The organism is Bacillus sp. S10(2024), from assembly GCF_050473865.1.
GTDB lineage: Bacteria > Bacillota > Bacilli > Bacillales > Bacillaceae_G > Bacillus_A.
Window position 1 is genome coordinate 2,009,778 of record NZ_JBFLUR010000002.1, and the last position, 16,813, is coordinate 2,026,590.

The 16,813-nt window shown below is 35.5% G+C and carries 17 protein-coding genes; 2 read left to right on the forward strand and 15 right to left on the reverse strand.

The features are described from left to right. Nucleotides 1–47 precede the first annotated feature (47 nt). The 5 genes from AB1280_RS10345 to AB1280_RS10365 form a co-directional block, all read right to left on the reverse strand. Nucleotides 48–1,070, reverse strand: coding sequence for an NAD(P)H-dependent glycerol-3-phosphate dehydrogenase (locus AB1280_RS10345; protein ID WP_272189529.1), 1,023 nt, complete (start codon nt 1,068–1,070; stop codon nt 48–50). A gap of 18 nt (nt 1,071–1,088) precedes the next feature. Beyond that, a complete protein-coding gene (der, locus tag AB1280_RS10350; RefSeq protein ID WP_272189530.1) occupies nt 1,089–2,399 on the reverse strand; it encodes a ribosome biogenesis GTPase Der in 1,311 nt (436 codons plus the stop codon). A 120-nt stretch (nt 2,400–2,519) separates the two neighbouring features. Further along, nucleotides 2,520–2,708 (reverse strand): capping complex subunit for YIEGIA, encoded by a 189-nt coding sequence (locus AB1280_RS10355; RefSeq protein WP_242217284.1) that lies wholly within the window; start codon nt 2,706–2,708, stop codon nt 2,520–2,522. Further along, complete coding sequence (locus AB1280_RS10360; protein WP_272189532.1) at nt 2,705–3,598, reverse strand: YIEGIA family protein; 894 nt, start codon at nt 3,596–3,598, stop codon at nt 2,705–2,707. The genes AB1280_RS10355 and AB1280_RS10360 overlap by 4 nt, the downstream gene beginning before the upstream one ends. Before the next feature lie 3 nt (nt 3,599–3,601). Then, a complete protein-coding gene (locus AB1280_RS10365) occupies nt 3,602–4,201 on the reverse strand; it encodes a YphA family membrane protein (RefSeq protein WP_272189533.1) in 600 nt (199 codons plus the stop codon). A 116-nt stretch (nt 4,202–4,317) separates the two neighbouring features. On the opposite strand from AB1280_RS10365, the gene AB1280_RS10370 reads away from it, so the two are divergent. Continuing rightward, nucleotides 4,318–4,452: a YpzI family protein gene (locus AB1280_RS10370; RefSeq protein WP_272189534.1), complete on the forward strand. Its 135-nt coding sequence runs from the start codon at nt 4,318–4,320 to the stop codon at nt 4,450–4,452. Nucleotides 4,453–4,894: 442 nt separating this feature from the next. Here AB1280_RS10370 and AB1280_RS10375 read toward each other — a convergent pair whose 3' ends face one another. From AB1280_RS10375 to AB1280_RS10410, 8 genes are all read right to left on the reverse strand, one after another. After that, nucleotides 4,895–7,459 carry a LuxR C-terminal-related transcriptional regulator gene (locus AB1280_RS10375; protein WP_429755767.1) on the reverse strand — a complete coding sequence of 855 codons (2,565 nt, stop codon included), beginning with the start codon at nt 7,457–7,459 and terminating at the stop codon, nt 4,895–4,897. 64 nt (nt 7,460–7,523) lie between these two features. Then, nucleotides 7,524–8,510, reverse strand: coding sequence for an ABC transporter permease (locus AB1280_RS10380; RefSeq protein ID WP_429755768.1), 987 nt, complete (start codon nt 8,508–8,510; stop codon nt 7,524–7,526). After that, the gene (locus AB1280_RS10385; RefSeq protein ID WP_429757327.1) at nt 8,507–9,253 is read right to left on the reverse strand and encodes an ABC transporter permease; all 747 of its coding nucleotides are present in this window, start codon (nt 9,251–9,253) and stop codon (nt 8,507–8,509) included. Before AB1280_RS10385 ends, AB1280_RS10380 begins: the two co-directional genes overlap by 4 nt. 8 nt (nt 9,254–9,261) lie before the next feature. Then, a complete protein-coding gene (locus tag AB1280_RS10390; RefSeq protein ID WP_429755769.1) occupies nt 9,262–10,200 on the reverse strand; it encodes an ABC transporter ATP-binding protein in 939 nt (312 codons plus the stop codon). Nucleotides 10,201–10,373: 173 nt separating this feature from the next. Next, entirely contained in the window at nt 10,374–11,423 is a 1,050-nt protein-coding gene (gene fni, locus AB1280_RS10395) for a type 2 isopentenyl-diphosphate Delta-isomerase (protein WP_429755770.1), read from the reverse strand. Nucleotides 11,424–11,435: 12 nt separating this feature from the next. Beyond that, nucleotides 11,436–12,584, reverse strand: coding sequence for a 30S ribosomal protein S1 (gene rpsA / locus AB1280_RS10400; protein ID WP_272189539.1), 1,149 nt, complete (start codon nt 12,582–12,584; stop codon nt 11,436–11,438). A gap of 200 nt (nt 12,585–12,784) precedes the next feature. Continuing rightward, complete coding sequence (cmk, locus tag AB1280_RS10405; RefSeq protein ID WP_272189540.1) at nt 12,785–13,462, reverse strand: (d)CMP kinase; 678 nt, start codon at nt 13,460–13,462, stop codon at nt 12,785–12,787. A gap of 210 nt (nt 13,463–13,672) precedes the next feature. Continuing rightward, nucleotides 13,673–13,846, reverse strand: a complete 174-nt coding sequence (locus AB1280_RS10410; RefSeq protein ID WP_272189542.1) for a DUF5359 family protein — start codon at nt 13,844–13,846, stop codon at nt 13,673–13,675. A 196-nt stretch (nt 13,847–14,042) separates the two neighbouring features. Between AB1280_RS10410 and AB1280_RS10415 the strand changes: the two genes are divergently transcribed. Then, nucleotides 14,043–15,014, forward strand: a complete 972-nt coding sequence (locus tag AB1280_RS10415) for an asparaginase (protein ID WP_272189543.1) — start codon at nt 14,043–14,045, stop codon at nt 15,012–15,014. Nucleotides 15,015–15,100: 86 nt separating this feature from the next. Here AB1280_RS10415 and AB1280_RS10420 read toward each other — a convergent pair whose 3' ends face one another. Beyond that, entirely contained in the window at nt 15,101–16,087 is a 987-nt protein-coding gene (locus AB1280_RS10420) for a YpdA family putative bacillithiol disulfide reductase (RefSeq protein ID WP_272189544.1), read from the reverse strand. A 116-nt stretch (nt 16,088–16,203) separates the two neighbouring features. After that, complete coding sequence (locus AB1280_RS10425; protein ID WP_272189545.1) at nt 16,204–16,734, reverse strand: peptidoglycan recognition protein family protein; 531 nt, start codon at nt 16,732–16,734, stop codon at nt 16,204–16,206. Nucleotides 16,735–16,813: the final 79 nt, after the last annotated feature.

Below are 16,813 nucleotides of genomic sequence, written 5' to 3' on the forward strand. Positions count from 1 at the left end.
AAAAGAAAAAGCTGTACAAATGTCTTTTTACATTTGTACAGCTTTTTTTACAGCAAGTCTGGAATCGCTTCTACTTCGTGTTTACGCACACGTCCCATCAACATTCCAACAGCATCTTTTACATTTTTTTCATTAAATAACACATCATATAAAACAGTTGTAATTGGCATTTCTACATCCATCTTCTTAGCCATCTCATATGCTGCTTTCGTTGTCCGCACACCTTCAACAACCATTCCCATATTATCTAATACTTCTTGTAAAGAGCAACCTTTACCAAGCATGTTACCAGCACGCCAATTTCGGCTATGAACGCTCGTACATGTTACAATTAGGTCACCCATACCTGTTAGGCCAGCAAACGTCAATGGGTTCCCACCCATTTTACGTCCTAAGCGAGCAATTTCTGTTAATCCACGCGTCATAAGTGCTGCCTTTGCATTATCTCCTAAGCCAATTCCATCAGTAATCCCCGCCGCAAGGGCAATAATATTTTTTAACGCCCCGCCAAGTTCAACTCCAATAATATCTGGGTTTGTATATACACGGAAATAGCTATTCATAAATAGGTCTTGAACCTCTTCAGCTGCTTCCATACGCTTTGCAGCTGATGTAACTGTTGTAGCTTGACGCAATCCAACTTCTTCGGCATGACTCGGCCCCGATAAGACAACCACATCGCGAATGAGATGCGCTGGAATTTCTTCTTCAATCACTTCCGAAATACGCTTTGAAGTTCCTGGTTCAATCCCTTTACTTGCATGAATCCATGTAATTGGCTGCGAAACCAATTTTTTCATCTGTTGCAATACTTCTCGATATGCCTTTGTAGGTACAACGAGTAGTACTGTATCTACCCCTATTAATGCTTCTTCTAAGGAAGAGTAAGCAACGATACTGGCTGGCAGTGTAATCCCTGGAAGATAACGACTATTCTCATGTTTTTCATTCATTTCATCCATAAGTTCTGCTCGGTTTCCCCAAAGACGTACATCATGACCGTTGTCAGCTAATACCATCGCTAACGCCGTTCCCCAGCTACCTGCTCCTACTACTGTGATTTTTTTCATAAAATCACATCCTCTCCATTAGTCTCGTGCTCTTGCAATAATTTTAATCGGCGTTCCTACGAAACCAAACGCATCGCGCAGACGATTTTTCAAGAAGCGCTCATATGAGAAGTGCAGTAACTCTGTATCGTTTACGAACACAACAAATGTCGGTGGTTTCACCGCTACTTGTGTTGCATAGAAAATTTTCAAACGTTGTCCATTATGCGTTGGTGTTGGATTCATTGCAACAGCATCCATAATCACATCGTTTAATACATTGGTTTGTACACGAATACTATGACTTGCATTTACCTCATTAATAACAGGAAGCAGTGTGTGTGTACGTTTTCTCGTTTTTGCAGATAAGAATACGATTGGCGCGTAATCCAAAAATTGGAAATGAGCACGAATATTCTCTTCGAATTCCTTCATCGTTTTCTCATCTTTCTCAACCGCATCCCATTTATTTACAACAATAATAACAGCACGACCTGAATCATGGGCATATCCAGCAATTTTTTTATCTTGTTCAATGATTCCTTCTTCACCATCTAAAACAACTAAAACAACATCAGAGCGTTCAATTGCTCGAAGTGCACGAAGTACACTATACTTTTCTGTACTTTCATATACTTTTCCTTTTTTGCGCATTCCTGCTGTATCAATGATAACGTAATCTTGTCCATCTTTACTGTACGGCGTATCAACTGCATCACGTGTAGTACCAGCTACATTACTAACGATTACACGTTCTTGACCAAGCAATGCATTTACCATTGATGATTTTCCAACGTTCGGGCGACCAATTAAACAGAATTTAATTGTTTCATCATCGTATGGTTCTTCTTCAATTTGCGGAAAATGTTTTGCTACTTCATCCAATAAGTCTCCTAAACCTAAACCATGTGTTCCAGATATAGGAAACGGTTCTCCAAAGCCTAACGCATAAAAATCGTAAATTTCGCTACGCATCTCTGGATTATCTACTTTATTCACAGCTAATACAACTGGCTTTTTAGAACGATATAAAATCTTTGCAACTTCTTCATCCGCAGCTGTTACACCATCACGACCATTTGTCATAAAAATAATAACATCAGCCTCATCAATCGCAACTTCTGCTTGTTGACGAATTTGTGTCAAGAATGGCTCGTCCCCAATATCAATTCCACCTGTATCAATAATGTTAAACTCATGATTTAACCATTCTCCTGCACTATATATACGATCTCTTGTTACACCAGGGATATCTTCAACAATCGACACTCTTTCTCCAACAATTCTATTGAAAATAGTAGATTTCCCCACATTTGGGCGTCCTACTATTGCCACTACCGGTTTTGGCATATACTTTCATCCTTTCTATTTGCTTCTGTTATTATGTAAAAAACCCTTCTTTGTGCAAGAAGGGATTTGCATTCCAGAATATTTCTCTTCGTATCAAAACATCTCATATTATAACACATTTCAAGAATGTTTCACAATAATATATACATTCTCTTGCAAACGGTGGGCAATTCCATCTAAAATCGCTTCTAAATTGCTAGCAACAAACTCCATTTCTTCTACTGTCTCACACACAAATAACGGCGCCCCGCCAGCGAACTTTTCCGGAATTGTTGTAATAACAGCAAGAATACATTTTTCTAATATCACCCTTTTTCTCCCCTTCCATTCGGGGCCTCAGAAGACATATGAATAGCACTTTCTAGTGTTGGAACATTTCCAATGACCTGAATCGCTTTATTTACATCTTGATCTTGTGGCAAAACAAATATGCCTATTCTCCCATCATTTAAATCACGTTTTGCAAGCGGTACAAGTGCAGGTGTTCCAGAATCTCGATATACACCAAGCGCAACAGATATATCATGCAAAATCGCCTGTCTTTGACCAAGGTTTGCTAATGTTACCCGAGCATCGATAGATTTTGGTTTTAAAATAAATCCCATACCATACTTCATAATTTCTTTTTGCCTTGCTGGTAAACCGATATTCATAATATAAATATTATCAACATAAAGGCCTGCTCCTTCAAAATGCAATGGAGCATGCTCAACCTCAACAAGATCACGTAGCCGTTTACCAGACATCAACTTTTTCGCGAAAAAGAAACCTATGATTCCAGCTAAAATACCGGCATACCACGATTTAAATCCTAAATAAGCAAAAGTAGCTATGAAAGAAGTTAACATCGCTAAATAATTACGGCTCTCAAACACAATTGCAATTCCCTCAATATATGTATTGCCTCTAGGGACAAGTTCATACCCATCTAATTGCTGCAATGTATTACGCTCCATATTCCGTACATCACGGAACTGCGATGCAGCTAATGTCAGAAATGTAATAGCAGAGAAATCCTTTTTCAAAATAGCTGGAATGGCAACCGCCCCAAGAGCAGCCGCAATAATTCCCATTGCAATATGAATAATCTTGCCATGTAAACGAGTTGGATACTGCCTTGTATCCGTTTGAAGCATTAAAATTCGTGTGACAGTTCCAACGGTTACTCCAAGCAACATAGCTGATGTATACGAATTCATAAATTAACCTTGTCCCTCCTTCACTTGCTTTTGCTTAAATTGTTCTGTGTATGTCACTATTTTTCCAATTCCGTATAAAAGACTACAGAACATCGTGGACACAGCAATCATATTAAAAAATTGTAAACTCCCTAATTGATACGGAAAATTGAATGTCTTTAAAATAAAAGCTACAAATAACTCACCTTGCAACGCCCCTACATATAATCCCCATATACGTAATAGACGGTCCCTATGTAATAAAACAGATGTATAAACGAGAATACTACTTAACATCCATGTACGATCTACAACAATCCAAATCGGGTCATAGAGTTCGATTAAAGAAAAACTTGCATATAGCATCGCAATTATAAGTGCGCATAGTATAGTGTAGACCTTTTTCCATACCGAATATGCCGCAATTCCAATAAATGAGATTCCCGCTAATAAAAAAGCATTTACCGATATTGTAATAAAAGCAAATGAAATCACTGTTTGCGAACAAATAATAAATAATAAAATGACCGCACTAATCTTAAATCTAACTGTATCTTTTTTCAAAAAAAACGTCGTAATAACCCAGCCCATCCACGCTAACAAATAAAAGTAACCGCCTTCCAATTGAACACCTCCTATTATTTCCATTATGGGAATTGTTTATGAAAAATAATCATCTTCTATCGCTGCATATTTTAAAAAATAACAGCAACACTTTGTACTAAGGAGGTGGGTACACCATGGGTAAAGATCGTCAAGAAAAAAAATTGAAAGAATCGCGACGCGTAGAATCCGACCGCAGTCAATCATTACAATATCCTGGTGCAACAGGACTCGATACACCGGAGCAAGCACGAAAACAAAATCAACATTAAAACAAAGAAACAGCCAACATATCGTTGGCTGTTTCTTTGTTTATATATTTTTTCAACATATAAATTGCTGTTATGCAGAGCAAAAAGTGACATACACTCGCTTTATCCCGCTATTCGTGGGCAGTAATACTCCCACCTCAAAATTCAGCGAAAGCATTGTCTAGCTCTAGCGGCTAGAATCTCCGGTCGTTCCCCCCCTCGTTCTGAGCGAGCCGCTTCCACTTTTCTGAAAAGGTTAGGTGGGAGATAAACTGCTGGCATGCGCCCGATTGGTGAGGGCTGATAATCAGTGGGGGATGAAGAAAACCCCATTGATTATAGTCTCACTTTATCCCTTTGTTTTAAACCTTGCATGTGGCAGGCTTCTATGCATGGCCAGATGCTCTCGACCGCCTAAAAAGAAGGGGTTTGTGTTCGTTCTTTAACTTATATTCATATATACTCACTGTATAATCCCTTGTTCTGTGGTTTTCTTTATTGCTTCAACCCGATTGGATACATGAAGCTTTGAATAAATGTTAATAATGTGCGTCTTAACTGTCGAAATAGATATGCACAATTGTTCACCAATCTTCTTATTTGATGCCCCAGTCGCTAGAACTTTCAATACCTCTAATTCTCTATTACTTAAAATAATATTTTCTTTATCATACCCCCCTAACTGCAATAACCTGTATAAAAACTCCCTCTCCCCCTCATTTAAATCTTGCAAACGTTCTTCTTTTAATAACATCAATAATACTTGCGTCTGTTTATCTATCCTTCTATAAGGTAATAAAATATAATTTTCATAACTATAATGTATTGCTTCTCTCAATAAATTTAAAAGCTCTCGCTTATATTTTTGCAGATCATTTCCTAAAATAGTCACTTTTAATAATAGTGCTTCTACTAATAAAACCTTCATTTTATATTTCCTTGTAAATTCCGCAATTTCATCAAGTAATTGTAACGATTCTTGTATATGTCCTTTCTGCAATAAAATCTGAGCATATAACAATTTATCTTCAGTTCGTAGTTTCTTTTTTTCTTTTTTTTGTTGATATATGGGGACAAATTGATCTAATTGCTGCACATATTCTTCATCAACATGGATTGCATATTTTAGTAAGGAAGATATAAACAGCTCATTTTGATACGCATCAAATGTTTGTAACTTTCGAATTGTTTCGTTTGCTTGCTGTTTATCACCTTTCAGAAATTGAAGTTCCATTAAATTATATAAATAAGGTTTTTCTAATGCAGCTTCGTCACCTTGTACATGTTGTAATGATTTTTCAGCCTCATCCAATTGTAAACGTTTCAAATAAATACCCGTAATTCCAATATGACAAGTTACTGTGAGAGCTGATAAAAACGGATGTTGTTCAACCACCTGAAAAAGCTGATTATATAACCTCTCACACTCTTTTAAATCTCCTAAATCCTCTTTAATCTGGCATAAAGAACTTAAAATACCCATTTTAACATATGGATTTTTCATTCTCTTCTCAAGTATAGACGCTTTATCAAGCACATATAGTGCATCCTTGATTCGCTCCTGGAACCACAGAAAAAATGATAATTCTACATAAATAATCGCCTTAGTTACATCACTTATATCCATGTCTTCAATTTCACTTATAAACAAAACATCTAATTGTAAATTCTCTTCCTCAATTAAAGCTTTGCAAAATTCGAATACCTTCCAAGGATGATGACCACTTCCCCCTTCGTACACGGTATTTAATATTTCTTTGCACTGCTCAAACTCCATATTACAATAATGGTAAAAAATGAGTTGAAACGCCATCTCTTTATTTTGCACAATACACGGTAACGGAATATGTCGTAAATAAGTCCATCCTTGCGGGTTTTGTCCGTGTATTTCAATTTTTCTCAACGCAGCCTCATAACATTGCATCTCTAACAATTGTTTTATACATTCCTCAAAATCACCGCATCGTTCGTATACTTCTGCAGCTCGTAAACGTAACTTCTTTTGTTTCTCCATTTCTAGCTGCTCAAAAGAATGTTGTAAAAATTGTTGAAAAATAGCGTGATAGCGATATATTCCACGATCTTCATCAAGATTAATTATAAATAAATGTTTTTGAAATAGACGTGTAATGATTTCTTTTGTACCTTGTTTTTCCAATAACTTATTACAAATTTCCTCATTAAAATAACTTAAAATAGATGTTTTTATGAGAAAATCTTTTTCTTCTTCTTCCAGAGCATCTAAAATCTCTTTTGATAAATAGGTAATCATATATTTATTCAGCACTTTCATATGCTGCATACAATCATTGTTATGATAAGATCGTGCAAGTGCAATTAACTGAAGACCACCAATCCAACCTTCTGCCACCATGTTCATATCATGAATTACCTCATATTTTAGATCCATCTTCAATGTATGTTTAATAAACTGAAAACCTTCGTCTGCTGATAACTTTAGTTCTTCTTCTCCAATTTCTAATAATCTTCCTGAAATGAGAAAATCACCTACATAAAATTTAGGTTCTTCTCTCGTTAATAAGACAATGCGAACATTTTCTGAGGAATGCTTAAAAAAATATTCCATTGTCTTATTAACATCAACATCCGTTATATAGTGAAAATCATCAATAATAATCGTAATATCATCTTTTGTACTTAATAGGTTAATCAAAGCTACAATAATACGTTTCATATCATCTTTATGCATAATCATCTGAAATAAAGAAATAATGTCTTCTATTTCTTCAATATATACACGCATACTTTCTAACACATAGTACCAAAAAGAAAATACATTATTATTCTCTTTATCTAGAGTAATCCAGCAAATTACAAATTCTGGGTTTTCTTTGACAAAAGAAGAGCATATAGTCGTTTTTCCGCTACCAGCCGATCCTTTTACAACTACAAGCTTATAATCGTACAATGTTTCTAATTTTTTTAATAATTTTTCTCTACGTACATAATTTTTCCTTGGCGTTGGAGTCATTAATTTTGTAGAAATGATTTGAACTTCTCTCTTCATTTCATCACCTTATTATTTTCTTTATGCATTTTATTTCCATTTTATATGGTTAACATAGCAAATATCAATATCGACCTTCCTGTACTCTTTTTTTACAAATAATTATACTGAGCATAAAGAATAACAAGATAATAAAACTTATATACGTAATTGCGCCTCCATACTGTGCTAGATTATAGCCATTTTCAACACCATCGATAAACGAAAGATATTGTTTTTGCGGTAAGATTCGTACAAACCAATCTACTATCCCATTCTTGTCTTTTAAAACAAAGAAGGCTCCCGATAAAATAGTAGTAAAAACAATAATGGAAGAAGATAACATCATTGTATTATCCGTAGTTTCTATAATCGTACTCATAAATAAAGCAAAAGATGTCGCAATCATAACAAGGATAGCCAATAGATAACTATATTCTAAAAAGCTGAATCCTATATCCACCTGAAACATTACCTTTTCAACTATTAAAATGAGAAAGGTTGGAGCATATACGATAAGAAAGGTAAACAAATACTGCGCAAATAAATAGTTACTAATACGTATAGGAGAAGATACAATACGAGTAAAGGTCCGATTTTCCTTATCTTCTGTAAAAAAACTCATAAACATAATACTCTCTAGTAATACAAACATACATAGATACCCTAAAATATTTGTACCTACCTTTCTAACCTCATTTTGTGGAAACGAACTAATATTTTTTTGTTGAAATACCCTCTCGACTTTTTCCTTGAAATTATGTTCTTTAATTGTCTTTACCTCTATTTGTCCGTTTTCTTTCGGAATAACTGCTGCATCATATTTTTTCATTACAAATTCAGACATACTTGGAATTTGATTCGTATTTTTAATGTTAAATCCCTCTATTTTTATATCACCCTTTCCTTCTTGTGTTACATATGCAATGTTCCCCTTCATTTCAAACTGAGAAGTAAAAAATATAGCAAACGATATAGAAATAAACGCAAGAAGAATCGTTAACAGTATATAATTCTTTTTACTAATAGCTCGCCGGATATTATGACGAAAAACAATTAAAATCTCGTTCATATATAATCCTCCACCTTAAATAGAAATTTACAGCCAACTAACCCAAAACAAGTTAACAAAATTAACACACTGCCCGTTGTAAGGAAAAGGCTAAAATCTTGATCATATATGATCTTCATCACACATTCTACAACCCACTTTACCGGTGAAATATATGATATTGTCCGAACCGTATCTCCTAATCCATCAAGAGAAAAGAAAACCCCTCCTAAAATTGCTAAAGCATTATTTAACAAACTTAATATTTTATTCGTTACTTCCTCACTTTTAAACATACAGCAAAATAATACACCGATAACCGCTGATAAAAAATTAAATAACAACACGATTATAATGACATAAGCAACATTCTTTCCTCCAAACGTTACATGCAAGCCTATATGAGCCACATACATAACAAATAGATAGCAAACAGTTGTAAAAGTAAATGTAGCCAATATTTTCGACAAATACAGATAAGAAACACGAATTGGACTATACATAACTCGTAAATTACTATTTTTTAACCTTTTCTCCATAAAACTATTAGAAGCTGTCATTGATACATTCAAGATGCTATATATTAAAATCGTAACACCGTAATAATCATAGGAAGTAATCCCACTTTCTCCGTAACTCCCATTACTCAAATAACCAAAAGTTAATATAAATAAAATCGGAGAAAGTGTATTTGTTAGTAAAAGTACTGGATTCATAACAATATTAACTACATCGCGTTTATATATCACAAAGAAACCCATCATTTTCACCTTCAATCTCTTAATTTTCTACCTGTTAACTGTAAAAATACTGTTTCTAAACTCGCACTTTCACTCATAATATTTTTCACTTTCATTCCTTCATTTACAAGAAGCGTAATGATTTTATCCAAATTTTCCACACCTTTTAATACGACAACTTCTATTACTCCGTCTTTTACTGTTACTTCTTTCATCCCTTCAATTTTAAAAAAACGCTCTTCTACACCTGTTGTGATATGTTCACATTCTATGAAATAACGGTTTTCATCTGCAATATGCTTCTTAAGTTCTTCTTTCGTTCCCTCGGCAATAATTTCACCATGATCCATAATGATAATTCTCGTCGATATCTCTTCTACTTCTTCCATATAATGCGTTGTATAAATAATCGTAGATCCTTGTTCTCGTAATTGCTGAATCGACTGTAAAATATGATTTCTAGATTGCGGATCAATCCCCACTGTCGGTTCATCCATAATAATAACTTTAGGTTTATGTGCAATCGCACATGCTATATTAAGCCTTCTTTTCATTCCACCTGAAAAAGTTTTTGGTTTTTCATTTTTCTTATCAAGCAGTCCAACAAATTGCAGTGCTTCATCTACAGATTGCTGCAATTCCCGTCCTTTCAAACCGTAAAGAGCAGCAAAAAATGCTACATTTTTTTCCGCTGATACCTCTTCGTAAATTGCTAAATCCTGCGGTACAATACCGAGGTTGCGTTTTACATATCGTGCATGTTTTTTTACATCTTTTCCTTTAAATAAAATGTTTCCCCCGTCGCACTGTAAAATGGTCGACAATATATGAATCATCGTACTTTTCCCCGCACCATTTGGGCCAAGGAAACATAAAATCTCTCCTTCTCTCACTTCAAATGAAATACCATTTAATGCTTTAAAATGTGCGTAACATTTTTCTAATTCTCTTACTTCAATTAAATTTTCCATATCATCCGCTCCTTTCTTCCTCATTGTATAAATTTTATAAACAAAAAAAATCAACCGAATGGTTGATTCATTCGGTTGATTTTCATCTCGCTATTCGTTAGCAGTAAGACCCCGCTGATAGAAATTTCACGTTACAATAACCCCATCAAAAGGTTTCTTAAAATGCATTTCATTTAACGCCTACTATATGTCGTTGTATCAATCCCGCGCTCGTTAAGCCAATGATATGTATCACCTTTAATAACAATTGGTACTTGCCTAAGCTCAGCGATTGTTCGTACTCCAAGCGCCGTCATAATAAACTGTAAATCTGTATGTAGTAATTCAATTTCTTCTATTAATTTCTCGATCCCGTCTTGCATTAATATTCGTAAAAAGTGACCGGCAAATGCAGCCACTGACGCTCCTAATGCTAATGCTTTCGCGACATCAAGTGCTGTTTGAATACCACCTGATGCAATAATAGAGAGAGGGTTTTGTGTAGAGGATACTTCAATTAAAGAGGAAGCAGTCGAAATGCCCCACTCATTGAAATAAGAAAGTGTTCGCTGTCTTCTTTCATTTTCAACCGCCGCAAAGTTTGTACCGCCATATCCACCAATATCTATTATAGAAACCCCAACACTTGCTAAATCCTCCGCCGCCTCTTTACTCATACCGAAACCAACTTCTTTTACTATAACAGGAACAGAAGAATGTTTGACAATTTGTTCAATTCTTTTTAGTGCACCAGTAAAATCTCGATCGCCTTCTGGCATTGTCAATTCTTGAATGACATTCAAATGAATTTGTAGTGCATTTGCTTCAATCATATCAACAGCTCGCTTTGCTTGTTCTACTGTTGCTTCACTGCCTAAGTTTGCAATTACAATTCCATTCGGATTCACTTTTCTCACAATTTTATAAGATGCAGCTTCATTAGCGTCTTTTAACGCCGCCATTTGTGAACCGACAGCCATCGCAAGCTGATACTGCTGTGCAGCTCGGGCTAGTTGTTCATTAATATGTAGTGTGTGCTCTCCGCCACCACCAGTCATCGCATTGATAAAAATCGGCGAACTTAAAGCAAGTTCGCCGATTTCTGTTTGAAATGATATACTTTCATAACTTATATTCGGTAAGCTTTGATGAACAAAAGCAACGTCACTAAAGCCATGCGTATGAGACTGTCCAGTAGAAAGAGCATACTCAATATGTTCTAATTTACGCTTTGCTCTTACCACACACATCCCTCATTATTTCTTTAAATTTTTTAACTTCTCTCCAATAATATCACCTAATTGGAATGTTGCAGACTCAGAAGTTGGTTCATATTTACTATAATCTTCTGTTACATTATTTTCTTCAAGCGCTTCTTTTATACTTAAAGAAATACGTTTTTCTTCTGAATGAACTTCTAATACTTTTACTTGCACACCTTGTCCGATGTTTAATACCTCATTCGGATTTTTCACATGACGGTTTGCGATTTGTGACACGTGAACAAGTCCTTCTACGCCAGGAAAAATCTCAACGAACGCTCCGAAAGTAACAAGACGTTTTACTTTCCCATCTAATAAATCGCCTACTTTTACTTGATTTGAAACATTCGACCATGGACCTGGTTGCACCGCTTTCATAGATAAAGAAATACGCTGCGTATCAGCATCAACAGATAACACTTTTACTTTTACAGTTTGTCCCTCTGTTAATACATCAGATGGTTGTTCTACACGATCATGAGAAATTTGAGAAATATGAACTAAACCATCTACACCGCCAACATTTACAAATGCTCCGAAGTCAGTTAAACGTTGAACCGTTCCCTCTACAACATCACCTGCCTGTAAAGAAGAAACTGCTTCTTTTTTCTTCTTGTCTAACTCTTGCTCTACTACTGCCTTATGAGAAAGAATCACACGATTTTTCTCGCGGTCTAATTCTACAATTTTTACTGCCAATGTTTTTCCTTTATAATCAGTAAAATCTTCTACATAATGCATCTCTACAAGCGAAGCTGGAATAAAGCCACGAACACCAAGGTCAACAACTAGACCTCCGTTAACGATATCTTTAATTGTTACATCAAATACTTCACCTGATGTAAATTGTCCTTGCAATACTTCCCATGCTTTTTCTGCATCTACTGCACGTTTAGACAACACTAAATCATCATCTTCTAATTTAATTACTTTCAATTCAAGAGTTTGTTCTGCTTCTACAACATCGCTTGCTTTTTCAATATGAACATTCGCCAATTCACTAATTGGAATAACACCATCAGTTTTGTACCCAACATTTACAAATACTTGCTTTTCTTCAACTTTAGTTACTGTACCTGTAACAATATCCCCTACCTGTAATGCCTTTGCGTTTACAACTTCTTCATTCATTTTTTCTACCATGGAAATACCTCCCTACTAAAATGGTAAAGCATCTTTATGTATATACGAAATGGAAACAATGGCTTCCATTTGCATGTATGTAAAATATTTAGAAAATACTCTCTTTTACTAACTTCTAACAAATCGATGAATTTGTCAAGGAATTTGTCTCCTTATTACCACACAGAAACAAAAATAAAGGAAGAGGTTTCCCCCTTCCTTTATTTTGCGGACGTTGCCGATACAATATCCATAATCTTTTGAACGACTTCTTCAATTGATAAAGACGTTGTATCTAATTCAATTGCATCCTCAGCTTTCTTTAATGGAGACACTTCACGTTCAGAATCTAATTTATCACGGCGCGCAATTTCTTCTTTTAATTGTTCTAAGTTAGAAGAAAATCCTTTTTGTGTGTTTTCTAAATGTCTTCTTTCAGCTCGCTCTTCAACAGAAGCTAGCATAAAAATTTTCACTTCCGCATTCGGCAATACATGCGTCCCAATATCACGTCCGTCCATTACAACGCCGCCTTTTTCTGCTAAGGCTTGCTGACGACGTACCATTTCTTCACGCACAAGGCGATGTCTCGCCACAATTGATACGCGATTTGTTACTTCTGGTGTGCGAATCACTTCTGATACATCTTCTCCGTTTAAAAAGACAAGCTGTGCATTTTCTGCATGCTGAAATGAGATGTCTATATCCCTAATTATCCCCATTAATTTTGTTTCATTTTCAATATCAATACCTTGCTCTAATGCCGCATATGTTACAGTACGATACATTGCACCCGTATCAATATAAACATAAGACAATTTTTTAGCCACAATTTTAGCAACCGTACTTTTCCCTGCAGCAGCCGGGCCATCAATTGCAATTGAAATTTGTTTCTCCATTGTAACACCCCATTTTTCACTTATAAAAACAGAAGGAAAAGCAGGTATTCCCTGCTTCTCTCATCATTGTTTCATTTTACATTAACAGGAAGTAAAAATCCGATTGGTTCCATTAACGATCAGCTTTTTCCACTAATAACCGTTTCACTTTACCCCGTTTCAAGTCCTCAACTATTGTAGCACACTCTTTCTTAGAAGCAAATGAAAAAACTATTGATTTACTTCTAAAATATTTGTAATAACCCCTTTTGTAACTCCTTCATAATAGACAACTTTCGATACATATTTCGCTATGTTTTCCTCTGTTAAAAGCAATTGGACAATACACAGACAAAAACATTGGCCAATAAGTAACCAAATTAAAATTTTCTCTATTGTTTTCAAAACCTACATCTCCTTTTCCTTATCATTCCGCTCTAACAGACACCTGTTGACAGGCAGTAAGACCTTACAGAGGGAAGTTTCACTTTATTTTCATTGTGATTATTGCTTAGCAGTTTTATACTTTTTCATTGTCGAATCCAGTCAAATCATGTTATGTTCTTAATGTATTTGCATTGATTGGAGAGGGGTAAAGGCATTGAAAAAAATTCTTGTTTTACACACAGGTGGAACAATTGCGATGGAAGAAGATAAAGAAACTGGAGTTGTTCAACCGGGCGCACAAAATCCACTTTTAAAATTCATTCCAAATTTAGAAGAAGATATCGATTTAATTGTTGAAGATGTCTTTCATCTTCCATCTCCTCACATGACACCTAATGAAATGCTGCAATTACAAGTCATGATTGACGAGAAGGTTAAAAACGATAACGTGCAAGGTGTTGTCATTACACACGGAACAGACACACTAGAAGAAACAGCTTATTTTCTTGACTTAACTGTCCAAGCCGATGTTCCAATTGTCGTTACAGGAGCAATGCGCTCAAGTAATGAGTTAGGAGCAGATGGTTTATATAACTTTTTGTCAGCTGTAAAAGTTGCGAGTAGTGAAGAGGCAAAGGGAAAAGGCGTTCTTGTCGTATTAAACGATGAAATTCACTGTGCAACGAATGTGACAAAAACACATACAAGTAACGTAGCAACATTCCAAAGTCCACAATACGGACCAATTGGAATGGTAACAAAGCGTGGTGTTGTCTTCCATCACGCATTAGTGCATCATGAAAAATATGCTGTCACACAAATTACCAAAAATATTGTTATCTTAAAAGCGTATGCTGGTATGGATGAAACATTGTTGGCTGCAATTGAGCAATTGCCAGTTGACGGGATCATTATCGAAGCACTTGGCCAGGGAAACTTACCACCGCATACACTTCCTGCCTTGCAACGTTTGATAGATAAAGATATTCCAGTTGTTCTTGTTTCTCGTTGCTTTAATGGAATTGTCCAAGATGTATATTCGTACGAGGGCGGCGGCAAACAATTAAAAAATATGGGCATTATCTTCACATATGGTTTAAATGCTCAAAAGGCTCGTATTAAGCTACTTGTTGCACTAGAAGTAACAAAAGAACAAGCTGAGATTCAATCTATGTTTAAACATTAAAATTTGATTATAACGAAAAAACACCTCCGTCTAATTCTTAAGCCTACGAATTAGACGGAGGTGTTTTTCATTTATTACCGTTCTTACTAATTTTTCTGTTCTCGATCTGCAATAAGTTTCGCAATGGCATCCCCATGAAATCGACCATTTTCTATAAAAATTTCATTTGCGTTATTACCAGCAGCAATAACACCTGCAATAAAAATCCCTTCCACATTCGTTTCCATCGTTTCTTCGTTATACAATGGTCTTCCTGTTTCAGAGTCAATTTCTACACCCATTTTTGTTAAAAAACTGTGATCTGGATGATAACCTGTCATAGCAAAGACAAAATCATTTAAAACCGTATATTCTTCGATTCCCACTGTATATGTGACTGTATGTTCTGTAATTTCTTTTATATGTGCACTAAATTCCATTTTTATCGTTCCTTGCCGCACTAACGCTTCAAATTCTGGTAAAATCCACGGTTTAATACTTGGAGAGTATACTTGACCACGATATAAAACTGTCACACGTGCTCCGCATTTTACAAGCTCTAACGCCGCGTCTATACTTGAATTCTTTCCCCCTATCACGATAACGTCGCGATTAAAATAAGGATGTCCTTCTTTGAAATAATGCATTACTTTTTTTAACTCTTCTCCAGGAACATTCATGTAATTAGGATTGTCATAATATCCAGTTGCAATAATAACATATTTTGCATTGTACCTCTCTCGCTCGCCGTCACCCTTTAACGTTTGAACAAGGAAAGTATCTTCTTCCTTCCGCACTTCTTCTACTCGTTCAAACGCGTTCACACGTACATGTTTCCGTCTCACTACTTCTCGATAATATGCTAATGCTTGATTCCTAACAGGCTTACGATTTTCTGTAATAAATGCTACTCCACCAATTTCTAGTTTTTCACTAGAGGAAAAAAACGTTTGGTGTGTTGGATAATTATAGATTGCATTTACAATATTCCCTTTTTCAATCACAAGTGGATTAATTCCAACATTTTGCATCGCAATCGCTGCCGCTAATCCACACGGCCCGCCACCGATGATAATTGCTATTTCCTTTTGCATGTAAGGCTCAACTCCTAATTTTCTACTCTCTATTCAAATAAACAATTAAAAACAAGAAAAAACCTACTTTCAACAGTAGGCACCTATCTTCATTGTATTCATTTTTCATATATTTGTCATCTATACGATACGTACATGCGATAGACGTCTGCTAAAAACTGCTTAAAAGGTATACCTTGAATATTTAATACACGTTCCGGGTCAATTTTACGTGTAGGATCAAGTTTTTTATGTGAAACAATGTCTGTCCTTGGATTCAATCCAAAATTATGACACAAATAGGCATGATACCAAGTGAAACGTGTATACGCATCCCAAAAATTTATATTACCACCGTAGCAAAGTTCAACACCAATTGCTGCGCTATTAGCATTGTAACCATATATATCATTATCTATTGGAACGTTGTATCGAACATGATAGGCTACTTCATTGATTGGAATAATCTCAAGTATGGTTTTATCATCAATAAATGTATGAGCTGAAGCTTTTGGTTGCACTTCATTAAAATAATCTCGATTTCCAATCGCATTACTACCTGGATTCCCTGTATCATGACTGACAATAAAGCGAACTTTTGAAAGTGGCAGGCCTGACCTTGAGCTTCCATGTTTAATATAATTTCGCTGTATAGGAAATTTCGCCATTCGCATCATCTCCGCTCTTATAGAATAATCTCCCTAATCTTATATGTATTCAGATGATGTGTCCCTATCGCAAACATTA